The sequence below is a fragment of the Nocardioides caeni genome (genome assembly GCF_004912195.1).
GTDB lineage: Bacteria > Actinomycetota > Actinomycetes > Propionibacteriales > Nocardioidaceae > Nocardioides > Nocardioides caeni.
The window spans coordinates 1-18,580 of the sequence record NZ_STGW01000026.1 but is presented as its reverse complement, the minus strand read 5'-3'; the positions used below and the strand labels follow the sequence as shown (position 1 = coordinate 18,580).

The window sequence follows — 18,580 nt, the reverse complement described above, 5'->3', positions numbered from 1 at the left end:
CATATGCATGACACACTGTTGAGTTCTCAAACATCAGACGCATCGAGTCTTTGGCAGTGACGCCTCAGTCCTCGAACTGATGGTCCTCGCGCCAGATCCGGAGATCCGATCTGTACCAAGCCCACAAGGCCTGCTTTTCTGACCGGCTCCCACTCACTGAGCGAGATGTGGCCGCGGGATCCGGAGGCCCTCCGCCTGACTGGCGTCTTGCCTCCCGTCGCTCCCGGCGACAGAGAGAACATTACGCATGCCCCGTGGAAAGCACAAATCGGGGTGGCGTGACCCGGGCCACACCACCCCGATCGGGGCTCTCCACGCCTGGATCAGGCGATGCGGACCCCCGCGAAGCGCTTCTTCCCGCGGCGCAGGACGAGCCACTCGCCGCCAACCAGGTCGTCGGTCGAGGGCACCAGCTCGGGGTCCTCGACGCGGACGTTGTTGAGGTAGGCACCGCCCTCGGCGACCGCCCGCCGCGCCTCCCCCTTCGACTTCACCAGGCCCGAGCGCACGAGCAGGTCGGTGATGTCCGGCAGACCCGCGGCACGCTCGACCGTGATCGCGCCGGCCTCCCCCAGCGCCGCGGCAAGGGTGCCGGCCGAGAGCGCGGTGATGTCGCCGGAGCCGAAGAGCGCCTGGGCGGCTGCCTTGGCGCCGTCCGTCTCGGCGGCGCCGTGGACGAGCGTGGTCACCTCGTCCGCCAGGACCTTCTGTGCCTCACGGAGGAACGGCTTCTCGGCGTGCCTCGCCTCGAGGTCTTCGATCTCCGCACGAGGGAGGAAGGTGAAGACGCGGAGCAGCTCGCCGACCTTCTCGTCCTCGACGTTGAGCCAGAACTGGTGGAAGGCGTAAGGGGCGAGCAGGCCCGGATCCAGCCAGAGAGCGCCGCCCTCGGTCTTGCCGTACTTCGTGCCGTCGGCCTTGGTGATGAGCGGCGTGGCGAATGCGTGGGCCGAACCGCCCTCGGCGCGGCGGATCAGCTCCACCCCGCCGGTGAGGTTGCCCCACTGGTCGGAACCGCCGAACTGGAGCGTGACTCCGTGCTCGCGGAAGAGTGTCAGGAAGTCCATCGACTGCAACAACACGTAGGAGAACTCCGTGTAGCTGATGCCGGACTCGAGGCGCCGCTTGACGGTCTCCCGAGCGAGCATCCGGTTGACCGGGAAGTGCTTGCCGATGTCGCGGAGGAAGTCGATCACCGACAGCCCCTGTGTCCAGTCGTGGTTGTTGACCATGGTCGCGGCGTTGTCGCCCTCGAAGGCGAGGAACGGCTCGATCTGGCCCCGCACGCGTGCCGTCCACTCCTGGACCGTCTCGAGCGAGTTCAGCGTCCGCTCCCCCGAGTCCCGCGGGTCGCCGATCATCCCGGTCGCGCCACCGACGAGCGCGAACGGCGTGTGACCAGCCTTCTGCAGCCGCATCGCGGTCACGATCTGGACGAGGTTGCCCATGTGGAGGCTGGGCGCGGTCGGGTCGAAGCCGACGTAGAACCGGACGCTGCCCTCGGTGAGTGCAGCGCGCAGGGCGTCGCGGTCGGTGGCCTCGGCCAGCAGGCCGCGCCACGCGAGATCGTCGAGGAGGTTCGGGTCGACGGACACGTCGGTCCTTCCGTTGGGTTTCGGTTGAGGTGCAGGCCAAGCCTGCCCCATCACCACGACCAGGTCCCAGTGGGACCGACTTCGACGAAGCCGGACCGATCGCCTGCATCGCTGGGTAGCCTTCCCCGCGTGAGCGAGTACGACGCCCGGCTGACGGACCGCGTCCGCACCCGTGGTGTCCTCGGACCGGACGACGCCGCCCGCCTGCTCCTGCCGGTCGCCGACTCGCTCGCGTCGGTCCACGGCGTCGCGGGAGCACACGGCGCGGTCAGCCCCGACGCGGTCCTGGTGGACGCGAGCGGTCGCGCAACACTGGTCGACAGCACCCGTGCGGTGCCGCTGGCGGCGTACGCGCCACCGGACCCCAGCCAGGGCCTGCGGGCCCACCCTGCCGCCGACGACGTCTGGGCGTTCGGGGCTGTCCTGCGGTTCGTCACCACCGGCGAGGCCCCCGGCCAGCCGGCGCCGCCGGCGCGCGACTCGGGGTGGCTGGGTCCGATCATCGAGCTGGCGCTGCACCCCAGCCCCCGCGAACGTCCGACCATGGCCGACGTCGCCGACTACCTGCGTCCCCGGGGGGCGGCTGCGCCGGTCGCGCCCCGCCGTTCGGTGTCGGGGTCGACGATGGCATTGGTCGGTGGGGGCGTCATCGCTGCCCTCGCCCTGCTCGGCGCCTTCCTCCTCTTCAGCGACCAAGGTGACGACGAGCCCGACACGGCGGCGGACGACGCCGTGTCCGCGCCGCGGTCGACCACGCAGGACCCGGACGACCGGCCCACCGCCACGGCGTCGGCCCAGCCGGTCGACGGCGACGAGCTCGAGGACTTCGCCCGCGACTACATCGCGACCGCGAGCAGGGATCCCGACCGAGGCTTCCAGCTCCTCACCCGGGAATACCAGGAGCAGAGCCCGCGCTACCGCGAGGTCTGGTCGGCGATCGAGGACCCCGAGGTCCTCTCCGTGACCTCGGACGCCGCGACGCTGTCGGTGAGCTACGTCTACCGCTACCGGCTCTCGGGCAACGGTGTGCGCACCGAGGACGTCACGCTCCGACTCGTCGAGCAGGACGGGCAGCTGCTCATCGCTGGAGCGTCGGCTCGCCAGCTCTGAGCGCCGCGTCGACGACCTCGGGCTCGCCGGCGACGAAGAGGTACTCGACGTTGCGGAGGCGACCCACCTCGCCGACCTTCACCCCGGAGGCGTTGTGGATGCCGATCTGCGCCCCGACGTACCGCTTGCGCTCGAAGGCCAGGACCCCGACGACGGCGTGGCCCGCATCGCGCAACGACGCCGACATCTCCTCCGGGCTGATCCACGACTCGTCGTTGTAGGAGACGACCACGACGCCCGCTCGCACCCGCGCCAGGACGTCGGTCATCGCGGCCGGCATGGTGCGCCGGCTGTTGAACACACTGCGCCGCTCGCGGACGTCGACCCGCTTGCAGGCGATGCCGTAGTGCTCCGGGGCGTCCCAGCGCACCAGGGTCTCCCAGACGTGGTAGTTGGCGAAGTAGCGATGCTGGTTGTAGGGCGGATCGACGTACGCCAGGTCGACGGCAGGCAGTAGGTCGAGGGTGTCCATCACGTCGCCGTGCATGGTGTGGCCCGTCCCCCCGAGCAGCGCCGGCACCCGCAGCGCCAAGGCGGCCTGGGCCCGCGGAGCCCACTGCTTCAGGTAGGCCATCTGCACGCCGGTGGTCGAGTCGACGCGGTCGGCAGCGAGCAGCAGACTCGTCAGCAGGAGCGGTCGCAACGGGCTGCCTGGCGGGTGGTCCCGCTCGATCGCGTCGCGGATGGCGTCGATGCGTCGACCGTTGCGCGGCTGGAAGAAGCGCGCGTTCTCGCAGAACGTCCGGGTGACGTAGCCATCCACCCCTGGCAGCGCATCCAGCCTGTCGATCTCGGCGGCGAGGCCGGCGATGTCGGTCGCGTCGGCGTCCGTGGCGATGAAGCAGTCGCTCAGCACCTGGGAGTACGACGCCAGGTCGGCCGCGGTCACCTCGAGCCCGCGTCGCTTGAACTCCTGCGCCACCCGCGTCGTACCGGTGAACAGGTCGACCGCGGTCCGCGCTCCCACCGCAGTCGCCATCTCCCCCAGCGCCGGCACCAGGGTGCGCTTGGAGCCGAGGTACTTGATCACGGACACACCCTAGGTGTGACGGGATCCGAGACGGGGTAGCCACGGCGCTGGTAGAACATCGTCTGCGACCAGCCGCACCGCGGTGGCAGGCAGCTACCTCCGCAGTCCCCTCCACAGACAGGTAGGCACGTCATGGTGACGTTGACGGCAGATCGGCGGGTGCTCCACGCCGACCTCGCAGGCGAGACGATCCGGGCCGCGTCCGGCTCGATGGTCGCCTACACAGGCACGGTGGACTTCAAGCACGCCGGCATGGGCGGTGGCGGTGGCTTCAAGGCCGCGCTGAAGCAGAAGGTGAGCGGCGAGTCGATCAAGCTCATGGAGTGCACCGGCTCGGGTCGGGTGACGTTCGCGCAGGACGCGCTGGACGTCACCGTCATCGACCTCGCGAACGACACGCTCGCGGTCGAGTCCGAGCTGGTCCTCGCCGTGACCGCCGGCCTCACTCTCGACGTGAAGTTCGCGGGCCTCCAGGGCATGACGAGTGGCCAGGGCCTCGCCACGACGACGTTGTCGGGCACCGGTCAGGTCGCCGTGATGTCCGACGGTCCACTCATCGCACTGGCCGTGCAGCCCGGTGGGCCGTTGGTCGTCGACCCCGACGCCTTCGTGGCCTCGACCGGGAATCTGACGATGAACCTGGTCTCCGGCGTCAGCTGGAAGTCACTGGTCGGCGAGGGCAGCGGCGAGCCGTTCAGCCTGCGCTTCGAGGGCTCCGGCACCGTGTTCATCCAGCCGGCGGAGAGGTGACGTCATGCCGTTCGAGGTGATCAACAAGAAGGTCGTGCGGGCGCAGGTCTCCCCCGCGACCCCCGTCCTCGCGCGTCGCGGCGCGATGCTCGGCTACGAGGGCGCCGTCAGCTTCCGCCCCGTCTCGGGCCACGGCCAGGGCGTCGGCGGGATCGTCGGGCAGGCCCTGTCCGGCGAGTCGAACAGGACCATGGCCACCGAGGGGACCGGCAGCGTCCTCTACGGCTTCAGTGGTCTCTACGTCACCGTCATCGAGCTCAACAACGACACGTTGAGCTGCGAGGCGGACCGCCTGCTCGCCCACGACGCGAACCTCCAGTCGTCGGTCGAGTTCATCGGGCAGGGCGGCATCAAGGCCGCCGTGCGCGGGGCGATGACCGGCCAGGGACTGTTCACGACCCGGCTCAGCGGCACCGGCAGCGTGGCCGTGCTCTCCCACGGAGGCACCTTCGACATCCCGGTCCGCGGTGACGTCGTCTCCGTCGACCCGCAGGCCTACGTCGGGCACGTCGGCCAGGTGCAGGTCGACCTGTCGGCAAAGGTCGGTTGGCGCGATGCGGTCGGGCGCGGCTCGGGCGAGGCGTTCCAGCTGAAGTTCACCGGACAGGGCACGGTCTACGTGCAGGCCAGCGAGCAGAAGTTCTGAGGGGATCGATCATGCAGACCTACGACGCGCACTCACTGCCCGAGAACGACAACGTCAACTCCTATGCCTTCTCCATCGCGCTCAACGGCCGGTGGTTCGTCTCCAAGGGCGCGATGATCGCCTACTACGGCAACGTGTCCTTTGACGCCGTGACCACCTGGGCGAGCCGGGACGCACACATCGCCGGGAAGTTCTCCTCCCCCATCTACATCCAGGACTGGGTGGTCGCCGAGGGCCACGGCAAGGTCATCGTCGGCGACCGGGGCTTCGATCTGCAGTCGTTCGACCTCGAGGACGGCAACCTCACCATCCGCGCCAGCAACCTGGTGGGCTTCGAGACCGGACTGGAGCTCAAGCAGTCCATCGTCCCGGGCTTCGTGACCCTCATCGGCACCGGGAAGTTCCTGGCCTCCTCCAACGGACCGGTGATCTTCGCCGAGCCGCCCTTCCGCGCCGACCCCGACGCACTCCTCGGCTGGGCCGACTGCCCAGCGCCCTCGCACCACTACGACGCCCAGTGGATGTCCGCGTCCCTCGGCTCGATGCTGCAGGGCATGTTCGGTCGCGAGTCCGGCGAGGAGCGCCAGTTCGACTTCACCGGGTCGGGAACGATCCTGATCCAGTCGACCGAGGTGTTGCGCGAGGACCCGGCGCTGATGCGCATCATGGAGCAGCAGACCGCACTGCTCAGCCCGCAGCAGGCCGGGCTCCTCGGCCAGCGGCTGGTCGCTCGGTCCCAGCAGGCCTGAACGGACAGCCACAGGCGTGCCACTAGGCTGGCGCTCCTTGGGGCGGTAGCTCAGTCGGTCAGAGCAGAGGACTCATAATCCTTGGGTCGTGGGTTCGAGCCCCACCCGCCCTACGTGACGACGGTGGCGCTCCGGTCACGGCGAGCACGCGGCTGCGGTCACGTCACGCCGACAGGTGCCGGAGCGAGGAGCGAGACCAGCCACCCGGCCGGCGCTCCGCCGTACTCCTTGCGCTCGGCGGGAGTCATCGTCGCGACGCATCGTCGCCATGACTCGACCCGCGCCAGTCGCGCCAGCTGCAGGGACGCTGGGAGTGCGGCCCGGAGCTCGTTCGGAGAAGCGAGGTCGGACCAGGGTTCGAGGCCCGCATCGGCGATGCGACGCAGGCGGCGGTCATCGGGCGCGGCCGAGAGCTCGCGCGCGGCAGTGTCGAGCGGGACCAGCAGGTTGGCCAGCGGGTCCCCGATCACGGCGTCGCCGAAGTCGAGGAAGCGGAGGTCGCCGTCGGGGCCGACGACATTGCCCGGATGCAGGTCGTTGTGGACCAGAGCCAGCGGCAGGCAGAGGTCGTCGACCCGATCGGACCACCGGTCGACGGCCGGAAGCAGGTCCGCGAGCCGCCGCGCGTCAGCGACCTCGAGGTGGCGGGGGTCGTCGACCGGCAGGGCGCCGAGCCGCCCGATCGCGTCCGCGACGTAGGTGGACGCCTCGCCCGGCCGCATCGCCGTCAGCCCGAGATCGTCGGCGGCTGCCTGGGTGCGGCGCTGGAGGTCCGCGGACCGGCCCACTATGGCGCACCACCGGTCGACGTCGGCGCTGCCCGCTCGCTCGTCGAGGGTCGGCCCGAGGTCGGCGGTGAGCAGCAGATCGTGCTCCGCATCCGCGGCCAGCACCGGGACGACGTAGTCCTCGGCGAGCAGGGTCAGGGCGCGCATCAGGTAGGCCTCGTGGGACTGGCCCGGACAGTTCTGCTTGGCGTACGACGCCCCTCCCTCGGCCTGCACGCGCCACACCGCCGACCACGGTCGGTGCGACACCAGCTCGAGCCGCTGCGGCTCACCGACGACGGGGCGCACGAAGTCGAGCAGGCGGGCACGGAACTCCGCGCCCGCCCAGATGTCGCTCGACCAGGTCGTCATGCTCGCAGTGTCTCCCCGCTGCGCGGGGGACGCCAGCGGGTTTCCGCGCGCGGCGTCCACCCGGGTCAGCACCGCCTCAGCGCGGCACCATCCCGCCCGACGGCGGACCGCCGGAGAAGCCACCACCGAAGCCGCCCGTGATCCCACCGCCACCCAGCCCGCCCCCCGGGCCGGTCTGCTCGGAGTCGCCGGTGGCGACCTCGGCCCCGAGATCGGCCAGGACCACGAGGTCGCCTTCCTCGATGCCGTCGGTGATCTCGATCCTCGTGCTGCCGACGATCCCGGTGCTCACCCGGACCTGCCGAACCTCGTCGCCCTCGAGGACGGTCACGACGCCGTCGCTCACCGCTGACGCGGGCACCGTGACGGCTTCCTCCGCCGAGCCGACGACGACCGTCACCGAAGCAGGCATGCCGTCCGGCAGCGCGAGGTCCCGCTCGTCGAGGACCATCTCGACGCCGTAGGTCGGATCGGAGCCGCTCGAGGTCGCGTCGGTGGTGGTCACGTGGTCGATGCGGCTCACCGAACCGGTCAGTGCCTCCTCTGACCCGGCCGGTGTCGCCTCGACCGCCATGCCGACCTCGAGCTGGGTCGCCTGGTCCATCGTCACGTCGACGGACACCGTCGTCAGGCCCGGTGCGACCAGGATCGCGACCGGGTCGCCGGCCGCGACCTGGGCGTCCTGCGCCACGGACAACGACGCGACGGTGCCGCCGGCCGGCGCCCGCACGACCGCACCGGCCAGCTCGGCCTTCGCGGCGAGCAACGCCGCCTTCGCGCTGTCGATGGCCGCCTGGTCCGCGGCCAGGGTGGCCGCGGTGACCGTCCGGGTCATCCCGCTCGCGCCCGTGTCGCCGGTCGTCTGGGACGCGGAGCCGGACGGGACGGACACGGCTGCGTCGGAGCCGTTGCCGTCGCTGTCCGACGACGGGCTCCCCGCGGATCCCGTGCTCCCTGCTGCCGAGCCGTTGGACCCGGACGACAGGGGCGACAAGGTCGACAGGGCCTCGGCCAGGGTGTCGCCCAGCGCCTCCAACGCCGTCTGCAGCGACGTCTGGGCATCAGCAGCGGTGGTCTGCGCGGCCTGCACGGCCGACAGTGCGGTCGTGCACTCCTCGCTGATGACGGCCGCGGCCTCCCCTGTCCCCGTGTCGGTCTCGCCTTCGCCGCCGTCTCCAGCAGCGCCCTCGCCCGCATCGACCACAGGGGCGGCACAGGCATCCTGCTGGGTGGCCAGCGCGGTCGTGGCCGCTCCGAGGGCCGTGGTGGCTGCCGTCTGCGCGGTGATGACTGCGTCCTGCTGCGTGGCGAGCTTCGCGAGGACGGCGGCGGTCGCAGCTCCATTGTCACTGCCGCCGCTGCTGCCGCCGGACGCTCCTTCGTCCTCGCGCCCGGGCACGGCATCGCTCGGCGTCGAGCGGCCGCTCGATCCCGTCGTGGGGGCCGCGGAAGCGGCCTCGACGACGCTCGACTGAGCGGCGCGATCCTCGACCAGCTGCGCCTTGGCAGCGGCGAGGTCAGCGGTCGCCCGGTCGACCGCTGACCTCAGCGTGGAGCGGTCCAGCACGGCGATGACATCGCCCTCCTCGACCTCGTCGCCCTGCGAGACGCGGACATCTCCCACGGTCCCACCCGCGCCGAAGGACAAGTCGGTGCGACCACTGGCCTCGACGACACCGGTCAGGTCGAGCGTCTGCTCGAGGTCGGCGAGACCCGCCTCGACCGTGCGATAGCGGATGCTGTCGACGCCCACGGCGCCATACGCCGCCACTCCGGCTCCGGCGAGCGCGACGACGGCCAGCGGCGCAGCGACCACGCGGGACCGCATCACCGAGCGCACTGGTCGTCCACGGCGTCCGAGACGGCGATGCTGGTGGCCGTGACGGCGCCGGTGTCGTCGGCATCACCCTGGACCTGGACGCAGCGGCCGATCTCGAGTGCATCCTCGTCGGCCGCGACCTGCTGGGTGTACGTCGTGTCGCCGCTCACCGTCACCGTCACGTCGCCGTTCATGCCCTCGACGACGAACCCGCTGGCGGTGACCGAGGTGACCTCGCCGAACGCACCGAGTCCGCCGAAGCCCCCGGGACGCCCACTCTCCGGCATCTCGGGCATCTCGGGCATCGCGGGCATCTCGCCGTCCGGCATCTCCGGCATGTCGCTCGGGAGGTCGGTCGGACGCTCACCGCCGCCCGGACCCCCGGGACCGCCGAGGCCACCGGACCCGCCGGCGCATCCCTCGTCGGTCGCGGCGGTGATGGCGACCGAGGACGCCACGACCTCCGTCGTCTCCGAGTCCGCGGCGGCGTCGTCCGCTTCGCCCGCGTCATCAGCGGAGCGCACGACGACGCACGCCCCGGCCGTGACGTCGGCCAGTGTCGCGGCGGCCTGGTCGGTGATCGTCGTACTGGATCCGACGGTGACGGCAACCTGCCCGGTCATCTGGTTCTGGACCTGGAACACCTCGCCGTCGATGGCGGCGATCAGCCCGAAGGTGCCCGGCATCTGGCCGCCCCCGCCCTGACCGCCCTGCTCTCCTTGGGCGGCAGGGTCCTGCTGTGCGGCGGCGTCGGTCGCGGCAGTTGCCTGGTCGTCGGATCCGCAGCCCGTGAGCAGGGCGGCGAGCACCGTGGCACCAGCGGCGAGGCCGGCAAGGTGCGAACGGGACGGACGCGTGGCGGTCAGCGACATGATGGATCTCCTTGAGGGGTGGGCGTCACTCGCTGCGGAGTGCGTCGATGGGGGTGAGTCGAGCGGCGCGACCGGCGGGGTAGACCCCGAAACCGACGCCGAGGGCGAGCGAGGTCGCCAGCGCGGCGAGGGTCGCGACCAAGGAGATCGACACCGCCTGGTCGATGAAGCGAGGAAGCAGCTGGGCGCCCACGACTCCGATCAGGATGCCGACGAGGCCGCCCGTCAGACCGAGCAGGGATGCCTCGACCAGGAACTGCCGCCGGATCACCCGGGGCGCGGCGCCGAGGGCCTTGCGCAGGCCGATCTCGCGGACCCGCTCGGTGACCGAGACCAGCATGATGTTCATGACCCCGATCCCACCGACCAGGAGCGAGATGCCGGCGACACCGCCGAGCAGCACCGTGAAGGTGCGGTTGGTCTCGTTGGCGGTCTCGACCAGCGAGTCCTGGGTGGCGATCGAGAAGTCGGCATCGACCGTGCTGACCCCGTGCCGGTTCGCGAGGAGCGCCTGCACCTCTTGGTGGGCGGCGGCAAGCACGTCCTCGTCGACGGCCGCGACGTAGATGGTCGAGACTGTGGTCGACGTACTGCCGATGAGGCGGCTGGCGGTGCCGACAGGCACCACCGCCACGTCGTCCTCGCTGGTGCCGCTGGACGACGCACCCGAGGAGACGAGGACGCCGATCACGGTGATCCGGGTGCCGTTGACCGACACCTGCTGGCCCACCGGGCTCTGCACCCCGAACAGCTCGGACGCCGTGTCCGGGCCGATCACCGCGACCGCCGCGCCCTGCTCCGCCTCCGCAGCGGTGAAGAACCTGCCGGCCGACAGCTCGCGGCTGCGGACATCCGGCCAGGCCGTGGTGGTGCCGACCAGCGACGTCGTCCAGTTGGTGTCACCGCTCACCAGCGACACCGAGCTCGAGGTCGTCGGTGCCACACCTGAGGCATCGGGGACGGCGTCCTCGTCGGCGATCGCGGCGGCGTCAGCCAGCGTCAGCGTGGACGCCGAGCCGAACCCGCCGCGGTTTCCGGAGCTGTCGGTGCTGCTGCCGGGCGAGACGATCAGCAGGTTGGAGCCGAGGGCGTCGATCTGGTCCTCGACCTCCTGCTGGGCGCCCTGCCCGAGCCCCACGGTGAGGATCACGGAGGAGATGCCGATGACGATGCCCAGCACTGTCAGGGCCGACCGGAGACGGTGCGCGCGGATGGCCGCCAGGCCCGAACGGACGGTCTCCCACCAGCTCACGACGTCGCCCCTGCTGGGGCGGCCGCGGTCGCGCGGTCGGAGGTGATCAGGCCGTCGTCGATGACGAGGCTGCGACCGGCTCGCGCCGCCACGTCCTGCTCGTGGGTGATCAGCACGATCGTCCGGCCGGCGTCGTGGAGCTCGTCCAGGAGGCCGAGGACGTCACGGGTCGACCGCGAGTCGAGGTTTCCCGTCGGCTCGTCGGCCAGGAGCAGCGCAGGCTCCGTCACGAGGGCGCGCGCGACCGCGACCCGTTGCTGCTGGCCTCCCGAGAGCTCCCCCGGCCGATGGTCCAGTCGCTCCGCAAGCCCCACCTTCGCCAGCGCCTCGGCGGCACGCTCGCGCCGATCCGCCCGCGAGAGACCGGCGTAGATGAGAGGCAGCTCGACGTTGCGCAGCGCCGACATCGACGGCAGCAGGTGGAACTGCTGGAAGACGAACCCGATCCGGCGGTTCCGGATCGCGGCGAGCTCCGCCTCGTCGAGGCTGGACGTGTCCTCGCCGGCGAGGACGTAGTGCCCTTCGGTCGGTACGTCGAGGCAGCCCAGGATGTTCATCAGCGTCGACTTCCCGGAGCCCGAGGGCCCGATGACGGCGACGTACTCCCCCGTGTCGATCCGGATGTCGATGCCACGGAGCGCCTCGAACTCGACCGCGCCCGAGCGGTAGGTCTTGCGAACGCCGCCGAGCTCGATGATCGCGCTCACTGGCCGCCTCCGGGGAAACCGCCGCCCGGGAACCCGCCCGCCGGCGGCTCCCCGCCGGGAAGTCCGCCGTTCTCCATCATCTCCTGCATCCGTTGCTGCATCCCCTCGTCGCCGCCTCCGCCTCCGGGGCCGGTGAACCCGGGCACCTGGACGACGTCGCCGGCCGACAGGCCGGAGGTGATCTCGGTGAGCATTCCGGAGGTCTCGCCGGTCTCCACGTCGACGCGTTCGGTCGTGCCCTTCGCGGTGTCGGTCACCTTCTCGACGTAGGTCTGGTCGCCGTCGGTCTGCAGTGCGCGGCTGTTGACGGTCAGCACGTCGGCTCGCTGACTCACGACGATGGCGACGTCGGCCGACGTCCCGGCATAGAGGTCGTCGCGCTGACCGGTGACCTCGATCGTGACCGGGAACGCCGCCGCGCCGGTCGAGTCGGTCTCTGCGACGAGGCCGACCTCCGACACCGTGCCGTAGACGGCCTCGTCGACACCGCTGACGGTGAGCTCGGCCTGCAGGCCCTTCGCCACCTTCTCCACGTCGCTGCTGGACACCGTGGCGTCCAGCTGGAACTGGCCGTCGCTGACGACGGTGATCGACCCACTGGCCCCATCGCTGGTCGTGCTCGATGAGGTGCCCGTCATGGCGCCGACACCGCTGGTGGAGCCAGACGTTCCCGATGAGCCCGAGCCCGCACTGTCCCCGACCTCGATGCCGACGGCGGTCACCGTGCCGGCGATGGTGGAGCGGAGCACCGCACTGTCGAGCGCGACGCGCGCCTCCTCCAGGCTCGACTCCGCAGCGACGATCGCGGCCTCGTCCGCGGCGATCTGCTCCTCCGAGGACCCGTCCGAGGAGTGCTCCGACATGCTGGACTCCGCGGCGTCGAGAGCGCTCTGCGCCGCATCGAGCTCAGCGGCGAGGACCTCGTCGTCGACCGCGGCGAGCTTCTGGCCCTTCCGGACCTCGTCCCCCGGGTCGACGAGGACGGCCGTGACCGTGCCCGAGACCTCGAAAGTCAGGTCGGCGGTCGTCGCCGGAGCCAACGCGCCGCTCGCTGTCACGGTCTGCTGGAGGGTCTCGGCGCTGACAGTCGCCGTCGTCGGGGCAGCCGCGGCGGGCTCGTCGTCGCGCAGCAGGAGCCAGGCCCCGCCCGCTCCGGCCAGCACCACGACGGCGAGCAGGGGGATGAGCAGACGGGACCGCAGGGCCCGCGGGCGCAGACGGGCGAGGTGGAGGCGTTTCACGCGTCTCACCCTGACCGCGGCGACTGTGGCTAACGTCGCTGCGACCTGTGCGCAACCTGTGAGTGCCGGTGACTCCCTACCTCCGCTGGAGGCGGACGCTGACCCGAGTGTCCCCGGGAACGCTGCTCAGCGTGACCGCACCACCGTGGGCCGCCGCGATCGCCTGGACGAGCGCCAGGCCGAGACCGGCGCCGTCCGATCGGTGGCGGGCGACGTCCCCGCGGGTGAAGCGCTCGAAGGCCGTGCCGACGAGGTCGGCGGGGAAGCCCTGGCCGTCGTCGTGGACGTCGAAGCCGTCGGGACGGACCGTGACGGTGACCGTCGTGCCTGCGGGGGTGTATTTCCGGGCATTGGTCAGCAGGTTGGTCACGACCTGGTGCAGCCGGTGTCCGTCGCCGACGACCTCGACCGGCTCGCCGTCGGACGGCACCACGATCTGCCACCGGTGGTCCGGCGCCACCACGCGGGCGTCATCGACGGCCTCGAGGAGCAGGCGGGTGAGGTCGACGGACTCCGAGGCCAGCGGACGTCCCGCATCCAGGCGCGCGAGCAGCAGCAGGTCCTCCACCAGCGCCGTCATCCGCGCGGACTCCTCCTCGACCTTCGACAGCGCGACCGCCGCGGTGTCGGCGTCGCCGCGGCGGCGGGCCAGCTCGGTGTAGCCGGCGATCGTCGTCAGCGGTGTCCGCAGCTCGTGGGACGCGTCGGCCACGAACTGTCGCACCTGCTGCTCGCTGCGGTGCCGGGCCGACAACGACGACTCGACGTGGGCGAGCAGCTGATTGAGCGCCAGGCCCACCTGGCCCGCCTCGGTCCGCGGATCCGTCAGGTGCTCGGGCACCCGCTCGGTCACGCCGATCTCGCCCTCGTCGAGCGGCAGCTCCGCGACGGCGTGGGCGGTGGCCGCCACCTCGGTCAGGGGACGCAGCTGGCGTCGTACGACGGCCGTGCCGGTCAACGCGGCGGCGACGATGCCGAGCAGGGCCAGCACGGCCTCCCACCGCACGAGCGACGCGATGGTCTCGGACACGTCATCCGTGGGGAGGCCGGTCACGATGAGCAGGCCATCGGGTCCTTCGTGCGCGATGACGCGATAGTCGCCGTGCCCGTCGATCGTCACCTGGTGGATCTCGTCGCCGGTCGGGAGATCACCCAGCGCGTCGACGGCTTCGGAGGACAACTCGGCGTCGGTGTCGCCCTCGCCGAGGACGAACCCCACACCGCGATCCGGGAAGACGACCAGCGTGCCCGGCTCCTGGTTGCCGAAGGTCCGTGGACGCTCGGAGGACGCTGAATCGTCCGGGAACCCGTCCGGAGGGCGGAAGCCCTCGGGCGGGGAGTCCACCCGGCGCACGGAGGACTGGACCTTTTCGTCGAGCTGACCCGTCAGGAAGGATTGCATCGCGATCGTGGTGACGCCGGCGACCAGCACTGACACGACCGCGACGAGGGCGACGGCGGTCACCACGAGCCGCGAGGTCAGCGACCGCGGCGCCCACTGCCTCATCAGCCGGCCGGCTTCAGGACGTAGCCGGCACCACGCATCGTGTGGATCATCGGCTCCCTGCCCGCGTCGATCTTCTTGCGGAGGTAGGAGATGTAGAGCTCGACGACATTGGCCTGGCCGCCGAAGTCGTAGTTCCAGACCCGGTCGAGGATCTGGGCCTTGCTGAGCACGCGCCGCGGGTTGCGCATCAGGTAACGCAACAGCTCGAACTCCGTCGCCGTCAGCGTGATGTCGTCGCCGGCCCGGGTCACCTCGTGACTGTCCTCGTCGAGGACCAGGTCGCCGACCACCAGGGTCGAGCGATCCTGCTCGAGCACGGAGCCGGCCCGCCGTACGAGGGCACGCAGGCGCGCCACCAGCTCCTCGAGGGAGAAGGGCTTGGTGACGTAGTCGTCGCCGCCAGCCGTCAGGCCCGCCACCCGGTCCTCGACAGCGTCCCGTGCGGTCAGGAACAGCACCGGCACCGTGGGGTCGTCGGCCCGCACCCGGCGCAGGACCTCCATGCCGTCGAAGTCCGGCAGCATCATGTCGAGCACGACCACGTCCGGGCCGTGCTCGCGGACGGCGGCCACCGCCTCCGGCCCGGTGTGCGCCGTCTCCACCGACCAGCCCTCGTAGCGCAGCGCCATGGCGACCAGCTCGGCGATGTTCACTTCGTCGTCGACGACGACGGCTCGCAGCGGCGTGCCGTCAGGGCGAGTGGCGGTCTCGGTCATGGCACCAGACTGTGCCATCTCCCTGTGTGCTTCCTGTGAGCCTCATGTGGAGACCGGATGGAACCCATCATCTCCTCATCGCCCAGCCACAGGTGGGCCACAGCGGCGCCGCTCACCCTGCTGCCATGACCCAGCAACCTGACACACCCGAACCCGACGTCCCGGCGCCCGCCGCGCCCGAGGATCCCGCCACCCCGCAGCCCACCCAGACCGCTCCGCGCATCCCACTCCGCGAACGGTCCTTCCGCCTGCGATCGTTGGTGGCGGTGGGCCTGGCCGGCCTGCTCCTGGGGGCCGGTGCGGGTGTCGGTACGGCGTTGGTCGTCGACGGCCACGATCGCCACGACGGCCGGCAGGGGTGGAACGAGCGAAGGCAACCCCCTGGCCGCGACGGCGGCCCCGGCCAGGACGGCGGTCGCGGCGGTGAGCGCAGCGGCGTCGGCCCCGGCACGGGACAGCTCCCGCCCGGCACGACGCAGCAGGACGACAGCGACGACGCGCCGGCGAGCGAGGACGAGTCCGGCAGCTGACCACCCCGGTCGAGACCGGGAACGACGAAGCCCCGTCGACCCCAGGCGAACCTGGTGGTGGACGGGGCTGACTCGCGCTCCCCCGATTGGACTCGAACCAATAACCCTGCGATTAACAGTCGCATGCTCTGCCAGTTGAGCTACGGGGGAAGGTGCCGAGCGCAGCTCGACAGCGGGGAAACACTAGCAAGACCGGGGCGGCGCCAGAAAATCGACACCCCTCCGGCGTCGGGCTCAACGCCCGAGCTCGTCCTGGGCCGAGGCCAACGCACGCTCGACCTGCTCGAGCACGGCCGGATCGGCGGGGTCGAGACCGTCGTCGTAGTCGACGAACCAGGCGATGTCGCCGTGGCCGCCCGGCGAGCGCCGGGCGATCACCCGGATCGCGCGGCCGTCAGCCAGCGGGACGTGTCGCTGGAGGGCCATGCTCGCCGTCACCCGCTCGCGGACCAGCTGCAGCAGCCGACCCGCATCGCGCATCGGCAGCAGGTGGACGGGCTGCTCGGCGCCGAACCGCCCGACCTCGACGACCCGAAGCGCGCCGGCCTCCTCGTCCCACGTCGCGGTCGCGACCTGCTCCCACGGCACCCGGTGCGGCAGGTAGAGCGCGTCGCGCGTGCCCGCGACCGCGCGTCGGTCACCTTCCTCAGGCGCCGTCAGCTCTGCCCACGCAAGGATCCGCTCGCCGGAAGCGACGGCGAGACCAGGGCGGCGACGACCGAGACCGATCATTCCGCGCTCACGATCTTCTCCCGCAGGGTGCGTCGGTGCTGCTCGAGCGCGGCGAGCTCACCGAACATGCGCCGATGATCGGCGTTGTCGACCGGGTTCGTCCGCTCCAGGCGCGCCTTGATCTCCTCGATGCGCCGCAGCGTCGTCAGCTCCTGCAGCCGGTAGAGGTGATGGGCCAGGTAGGCGGCGTCGACCTCCCGGCCGAGCGGGATCGGCTCCACCGCGAGCGCGCTGATCGCCGAGGACAGAGTCGGATCGGTGGTGCCGTCACGCACCCGGCCGACCCAGCCGGCATCCGCCTGGCCGGCCGCCGGGCCGCCGGCCGCCGCCATCAGCTCCCACACCCCGCGATAGACGGGATGGGTGAAGTCGTTGACGCCCAGGTCGGAGGTCATCCGGCCGATCGCCATCGGATGCTGCAGCAACAGCTTCAACGTCTCCCGCTCGATGCTGAACCGGGGGTCGCGCAGGTCGGGCATGGACGCGCGGGGCACCACCGGCTGCTCGGGCGCGCCGGCACGAGGGGCGGCGTCACGCTGCTGGCGTGGACCACGAGCAGCCGCGCGTCGTACCTCCGCGACGACCTGGTTGGTGTCGATGTCGGCACCGACCATCTTGGAGATCTCCTGCGCGAAGGCGGTGACCTTGGACTGGTCCCGGACCGACGCGACCAACCGTGCAGCCTCACGGACCGCGTCGATCCGTCCGTCAGCACGGTCGAGGTCGAAGCGGTTGATGACGTTCTCCAGGACGAAGCGATAGAGCGGCCGCCGGGTCGCGATGAGCTCGCGCACCGCCGCATCGCCCTCCTTCATCCGCAGGTCGCACGGATCCATGCCTTCGGGCGCAACCGCCACATAGGTCTGGGCGACGAAACGCTGGTCGCCCTGGAAGGTGCGCAGAGCAGCCTTCTGACCGGCCTCGTCGCCGTCGAAGGTGAAGACGACCTCGCTGCGCAGCTGCTCGTGGTCGTCGAGGAAGCGGCGCAGCACGCGGGCGTGGTCGTCGCCGAAGGCGGTGCCACAGGTGGCGACCGCCGTCGTCACCCCGGCGAGATGGCAGGCCATCACGTCGGTGTAGCCCTCGACGATCACCGCCTTCGAGCTCCGGGCGATCTCGCGGCGGGCAAGGTCGATCCCGTAGAGGACGTTGCTCTTCTTGTAGATCGGCGTCTCAGGGGTGTTGAGGTACTTGGCCTCGATCCGGTCGTCCTCGAAGATCCGGCGTGCGCCGAACCCGATCGTGTCACCCGTCGCGTCCCGGATGGGCCAGAGGAGACGGCCCCGGAAACGGTCGTAGAGCGAGCGTCCCGAGGCGACCAGGCCGGCAGCGATCGCCTCCTCCGAGGAGAAGCCACGCGCCCGCAGGTGCTGCCACAACGCCTCGCCGTCGCGCGGCGCGAACCCGACACCGAAGTGCAGCGCGGACTCCTGGTCGAAGCCGCGGTCGGCCAGGAACTGGCGGCCGGCCAGCGCCTCGGGCGATCCCAGGTGTCCGGCGTAGAACTCGGACGCCACCGCGTGCGCCTCGATCAGCCGTCGCCGCTGCGGCCCCTTCGGCCGGTCGTCGTGACCGGTCTCGTCGCGACGCAACTGGATGCCGTACTTGTCGGCCAGCCGCTCGACGGCCTCGCCGAACCCGAGGCCGTCGATCTTCATCAGGAAGGTGAAGATGTCACCGCCTTCCTGACAGCCGAAACAATTGCCGGTGAGGATGTTGTCCTCGAGCGTGAAGGCGTGACCGTCCTCGACCTCGGCGCAGAAGACCTCCTCCACCCGCTCGGTCACCTCAACGCTCTCGACCACCCAGCCGCGTCGCGAGAAGCGCTTGTGGGCCGAGTCGAACCGGTCGCGGTGGGCGTCGAGGAGGAAGAAAGACGACTCGAGGTCCTCGTTGACGAGGTGGATCCGGAACAGCTCCGTCGGTGTCGAACCCAGCCCCAGACGCGTCTGCGAGGTGATGCCGTAGGTCGCGATGCCGAGCCTGGTGCAGACCGTGCGGAAGAACTCCAGGTCTTCGCGGTCGGCGGAGGTCATGATGACGGTGCCGTCGGCGGCGACGCAGCCGTCCGCGGCGAAGTAGCCGGCCAACCAGCCGTGGAGGTAGGGCACCGACTCGTCCAACGAGGGCCGGTCCTTGAAGAACCTGGGCAGGTGGTGGACGAGCAGGTTGCCGTCGTCGCGGA

General features: G+C 71.0%; 17 protein-coding genes and 2 tRNA genes. 6 read left to right on the top strand and 13 right to left on the bottom strand.

What is annotated here, in order from left to right; all coding sequences use genetic code 11:
* Nucleotides 1–323 precede the first annotated feature (323 nt).
* Nucleotides 324–1,595 (bottom strand): tyrosine--tRNA ligase, encoded by a 1,272-nt coding sequence (gene tyrS / locus E9934_RS19120; RefSeq protein WP_136564499.1) that lies wholly within the window; start codon nt 1,593–1,595, stop codon nt 324–326.
* 129 nt (nt 1,596–1,724) lie between these two features.
* On the opposite strand from tyrS, the gene E9934_RS19115 reads away from it, so the two are divergent.
* A complete protein-coding gene (locus E9934_RS19115; RefSeq protein ID WP_136564498.1) occupies nt 1,725–2,705 on the top strand; it encodes a protein kinase family protein in 981 nt (326 codons plus the stop codon).
* Here the strand turns inward: E9934_RS19115 and E9934_RS19110 are convergent.
* On the bottom strand, nt 2,674–3,735 hold the full coding sequence (locus tag E9934_RS19110; protein WP_136564497.1) for a DNA adenine methylase: 1,062 nt from the start codon (nt 3,733–3,735) through the stop codon (nt 2,674–2,676). The genes E9934_RS19115 and E9934_RS19110 overlap by 32 nt on opposite strands.
* A 132-nt stretch (nt 3,736–3,867) precedes the next feature.
* On the opposite strand from E9934_RS19110, the gene E9934_RS19105 reads away from it, so the two are divergent.
* The 4 genes from E9934_RS19105 to E9934_RS19090 all read left to right on the top strand — a co-directional run bounded on the left by E9934_RS19105 (nt 3,868) and on the right by E9934_RS19090 (nt 5,993).
* The gene (locus E9934_RS19105; RefSeq protein ID WP_136564496.1) at nt 3,868–4,485 is read left to right on the top strand and encodes an AIM24 family protein; all 618 of its coding nucleotides are present in this window, start codon (nt 3,868–3,870) and stop codon (nt 4,483–4,485) included.
* A 4-nt stretch (nt 4,486–4,489) separates the two neighbouring features.
* Nucleotides 4,490–5,131 (top strand): AIM24 family protein, encoded by a 642-nt coding sequence (locus E9934_RS19100; protein ID WP_136564495.1) that lies wholly within the window; start codon nt 4,490–4,492, stop codon nt 5,129–5,131.
* Between the two features lie 11 nt (nt 5,132–5,142).
* Entirely contained in the window at nt 5,143–5,880 is a 738-nt protein-coding gene (locus E9934_RS19095; protein WP_136564494.1) for an AIM24 family protein, read from the top strand.
* Nucleotides 5,881–5,919: 39 nt separating this feature from the next.
* Nucleotides 5,920–5,993: transfer RNA gene (locus E9934_RS19090), tRNA-Ile, on the top strand.
* A gap of 45 nt (nt 5,994–6,038) precedes the next feature.
* Here the strand turns inward: E9934_RS19090 and E9934_RS19085 are convergent.
* The 8 genes from E9934_RS19085 to E9934_RS19050 form a co-directional block, all read right to left on the bottom strand.
* The gene (locus tag E9934_RS19085) at nt 6,039–7,019 is read right to left on the bottom strand and encodes an aminoglycoside phosphotransferase family protein (protein WP_136564493.1); all 981 of its coding nucleotides are present in this window, start codon (nt 7,017–7,019) and stop codon (nt 6,039–6,041) included.
* A gap of 76 nt (nt 7,020–7,095) precedes the next feature.
* Complete coding sequence (locus tag E9934_RS19080) at nt 7,096–8,835, bottom strand: RND family efflux transporter (protein WP_158295070.1); 1,740 nt, start codon at nt 8,833–8,835, stop codon at nt 7,096–7,098.
* 11 nt (nt 8,836–8,846) lie between these two features.
* The gene (locus E9934_RS19075) at nt 8,847–9,710 is read right to left on the bottom strand and encodes a DUF5666 domain-containing protein (RefSeq protein ID WP_136564491.1); all 864 of its coding nucleotides are present in this window, start codon (nt 9,708–9,710) and stop codon (nt 8,847–8,849) included.
* A gap of 25 nt (nt 9,711–9,735) precedes the next feature.
* The gene (locus E9934_RS19070) at nt 9,736–10,962 is read right to left on the bottom strand and encodes an ABC transporter permease (RefSeq protein WP_136564490.1); all 1,227 of its coding nucleotides are present in this window, start codon (nt 10,960–10,962) and stop codon (nt 9,736–9,738) included.
* On the bottom strand, nt 10,959–11,660 hold the full coding sequence (locus E9934_RS19065) for an ABC transporter ATP-binding protein (RefSeq protein ID WP_158295071.1): 702 nt from the start codon (nt 11,658–11,660) through the stop codon (nt 10,959–10,961). The genes E9934_RS19070 and E9934_RS19065 overlap by 4 nt, the downstream gene beginning before the upstream one ends.
* Nucleotides 11,661–11,665: 5 nt before the next feature.
* Nucleotides 11,666–12,910, bottom strand: a complete 1,245-nt coding sequence (locus tag E9934_RS19060) for an efflux RND transporter periplasmic adaptor subunit (RefSeq protein WP_136564488.1) — start codon at nt 12,908–12,910, stop codon at nt 11,666–11,668.
* 76 nt (nt 12,911–12,986) lie between these two features.
* Entirely contained in the window at nt 12,987–14,417 is a 1,431-nt protein-coding gene (locus tag E9934_RS19055) for a sensor histidine kinase (RefSeq protein ID WP_136564487.1), read from the bottom strand.
* Nucleotides 14,417–15,133, bottom strand: coding sequence for a response regulator transcription factor (locus E9934_RS19050; protein WP_202977391.1), 717 nt, complete (start codon nt 15,131–15,133; stop codon nt 14,417–14,419). Before E9934_RS19050 ends, E9934_RS19055 begins: the two co-directional genes overlap by 1 nt.
* A 125-nt stretch (nt 15,134–15,258) precedes the next feature.
* Between E9934_RS19050 and E9934_RS19045 the strand changes: the two genes are divergently transcribed.
* The gene (locus E9934_RS19045) at nt 15,259–15,663 is read left to right on the top strand and encodes a hypothetical protein (RefSeq protein WP_136564485.1); all 405 of its coding nucleotides are present in this window, start codon (nt 15,259–15,261) and stop codon (nt 15,661–15,663) included.
* A gap of 77 nt (nt 15,664–15,740) precedes the next feature.
* On the opposite strand, the gene E9934_RS19040 is transcribed toward E9934_RS19045, so the two are convergent.
* The 3 genes from E9934_RS19040 to dnaG all read right to left on the bottom strand — a co-directional run.
* Nucleotides 15,741–15,813 (bottom strand) — tRNA-Asn (locus tag E9934_RS19040).
* An 84-nt stretch (nt 15,814–15,897) separates the two neighbouring features.
* Nucleotides 15,898–16,395, bottom strand: a complete 498-nt coding sequence (locus tag E9934_RS19035; protein ID WP_136564484.1) for a hypothetical protein — start codon at nt 16,393–16,395, stop codon at nt 15,898–15,900.
* Nucleotides 16,392–18,580: DNA primase (gene dnaG / locus E9934_RS19030; protein WP_136564483.1), on the bottom strand; the 2,189-nt coding region annotated here is incomplete at its 5' end. The genes E9934_RS19035 and dnaG, both read right to left, overlap by 4 nt.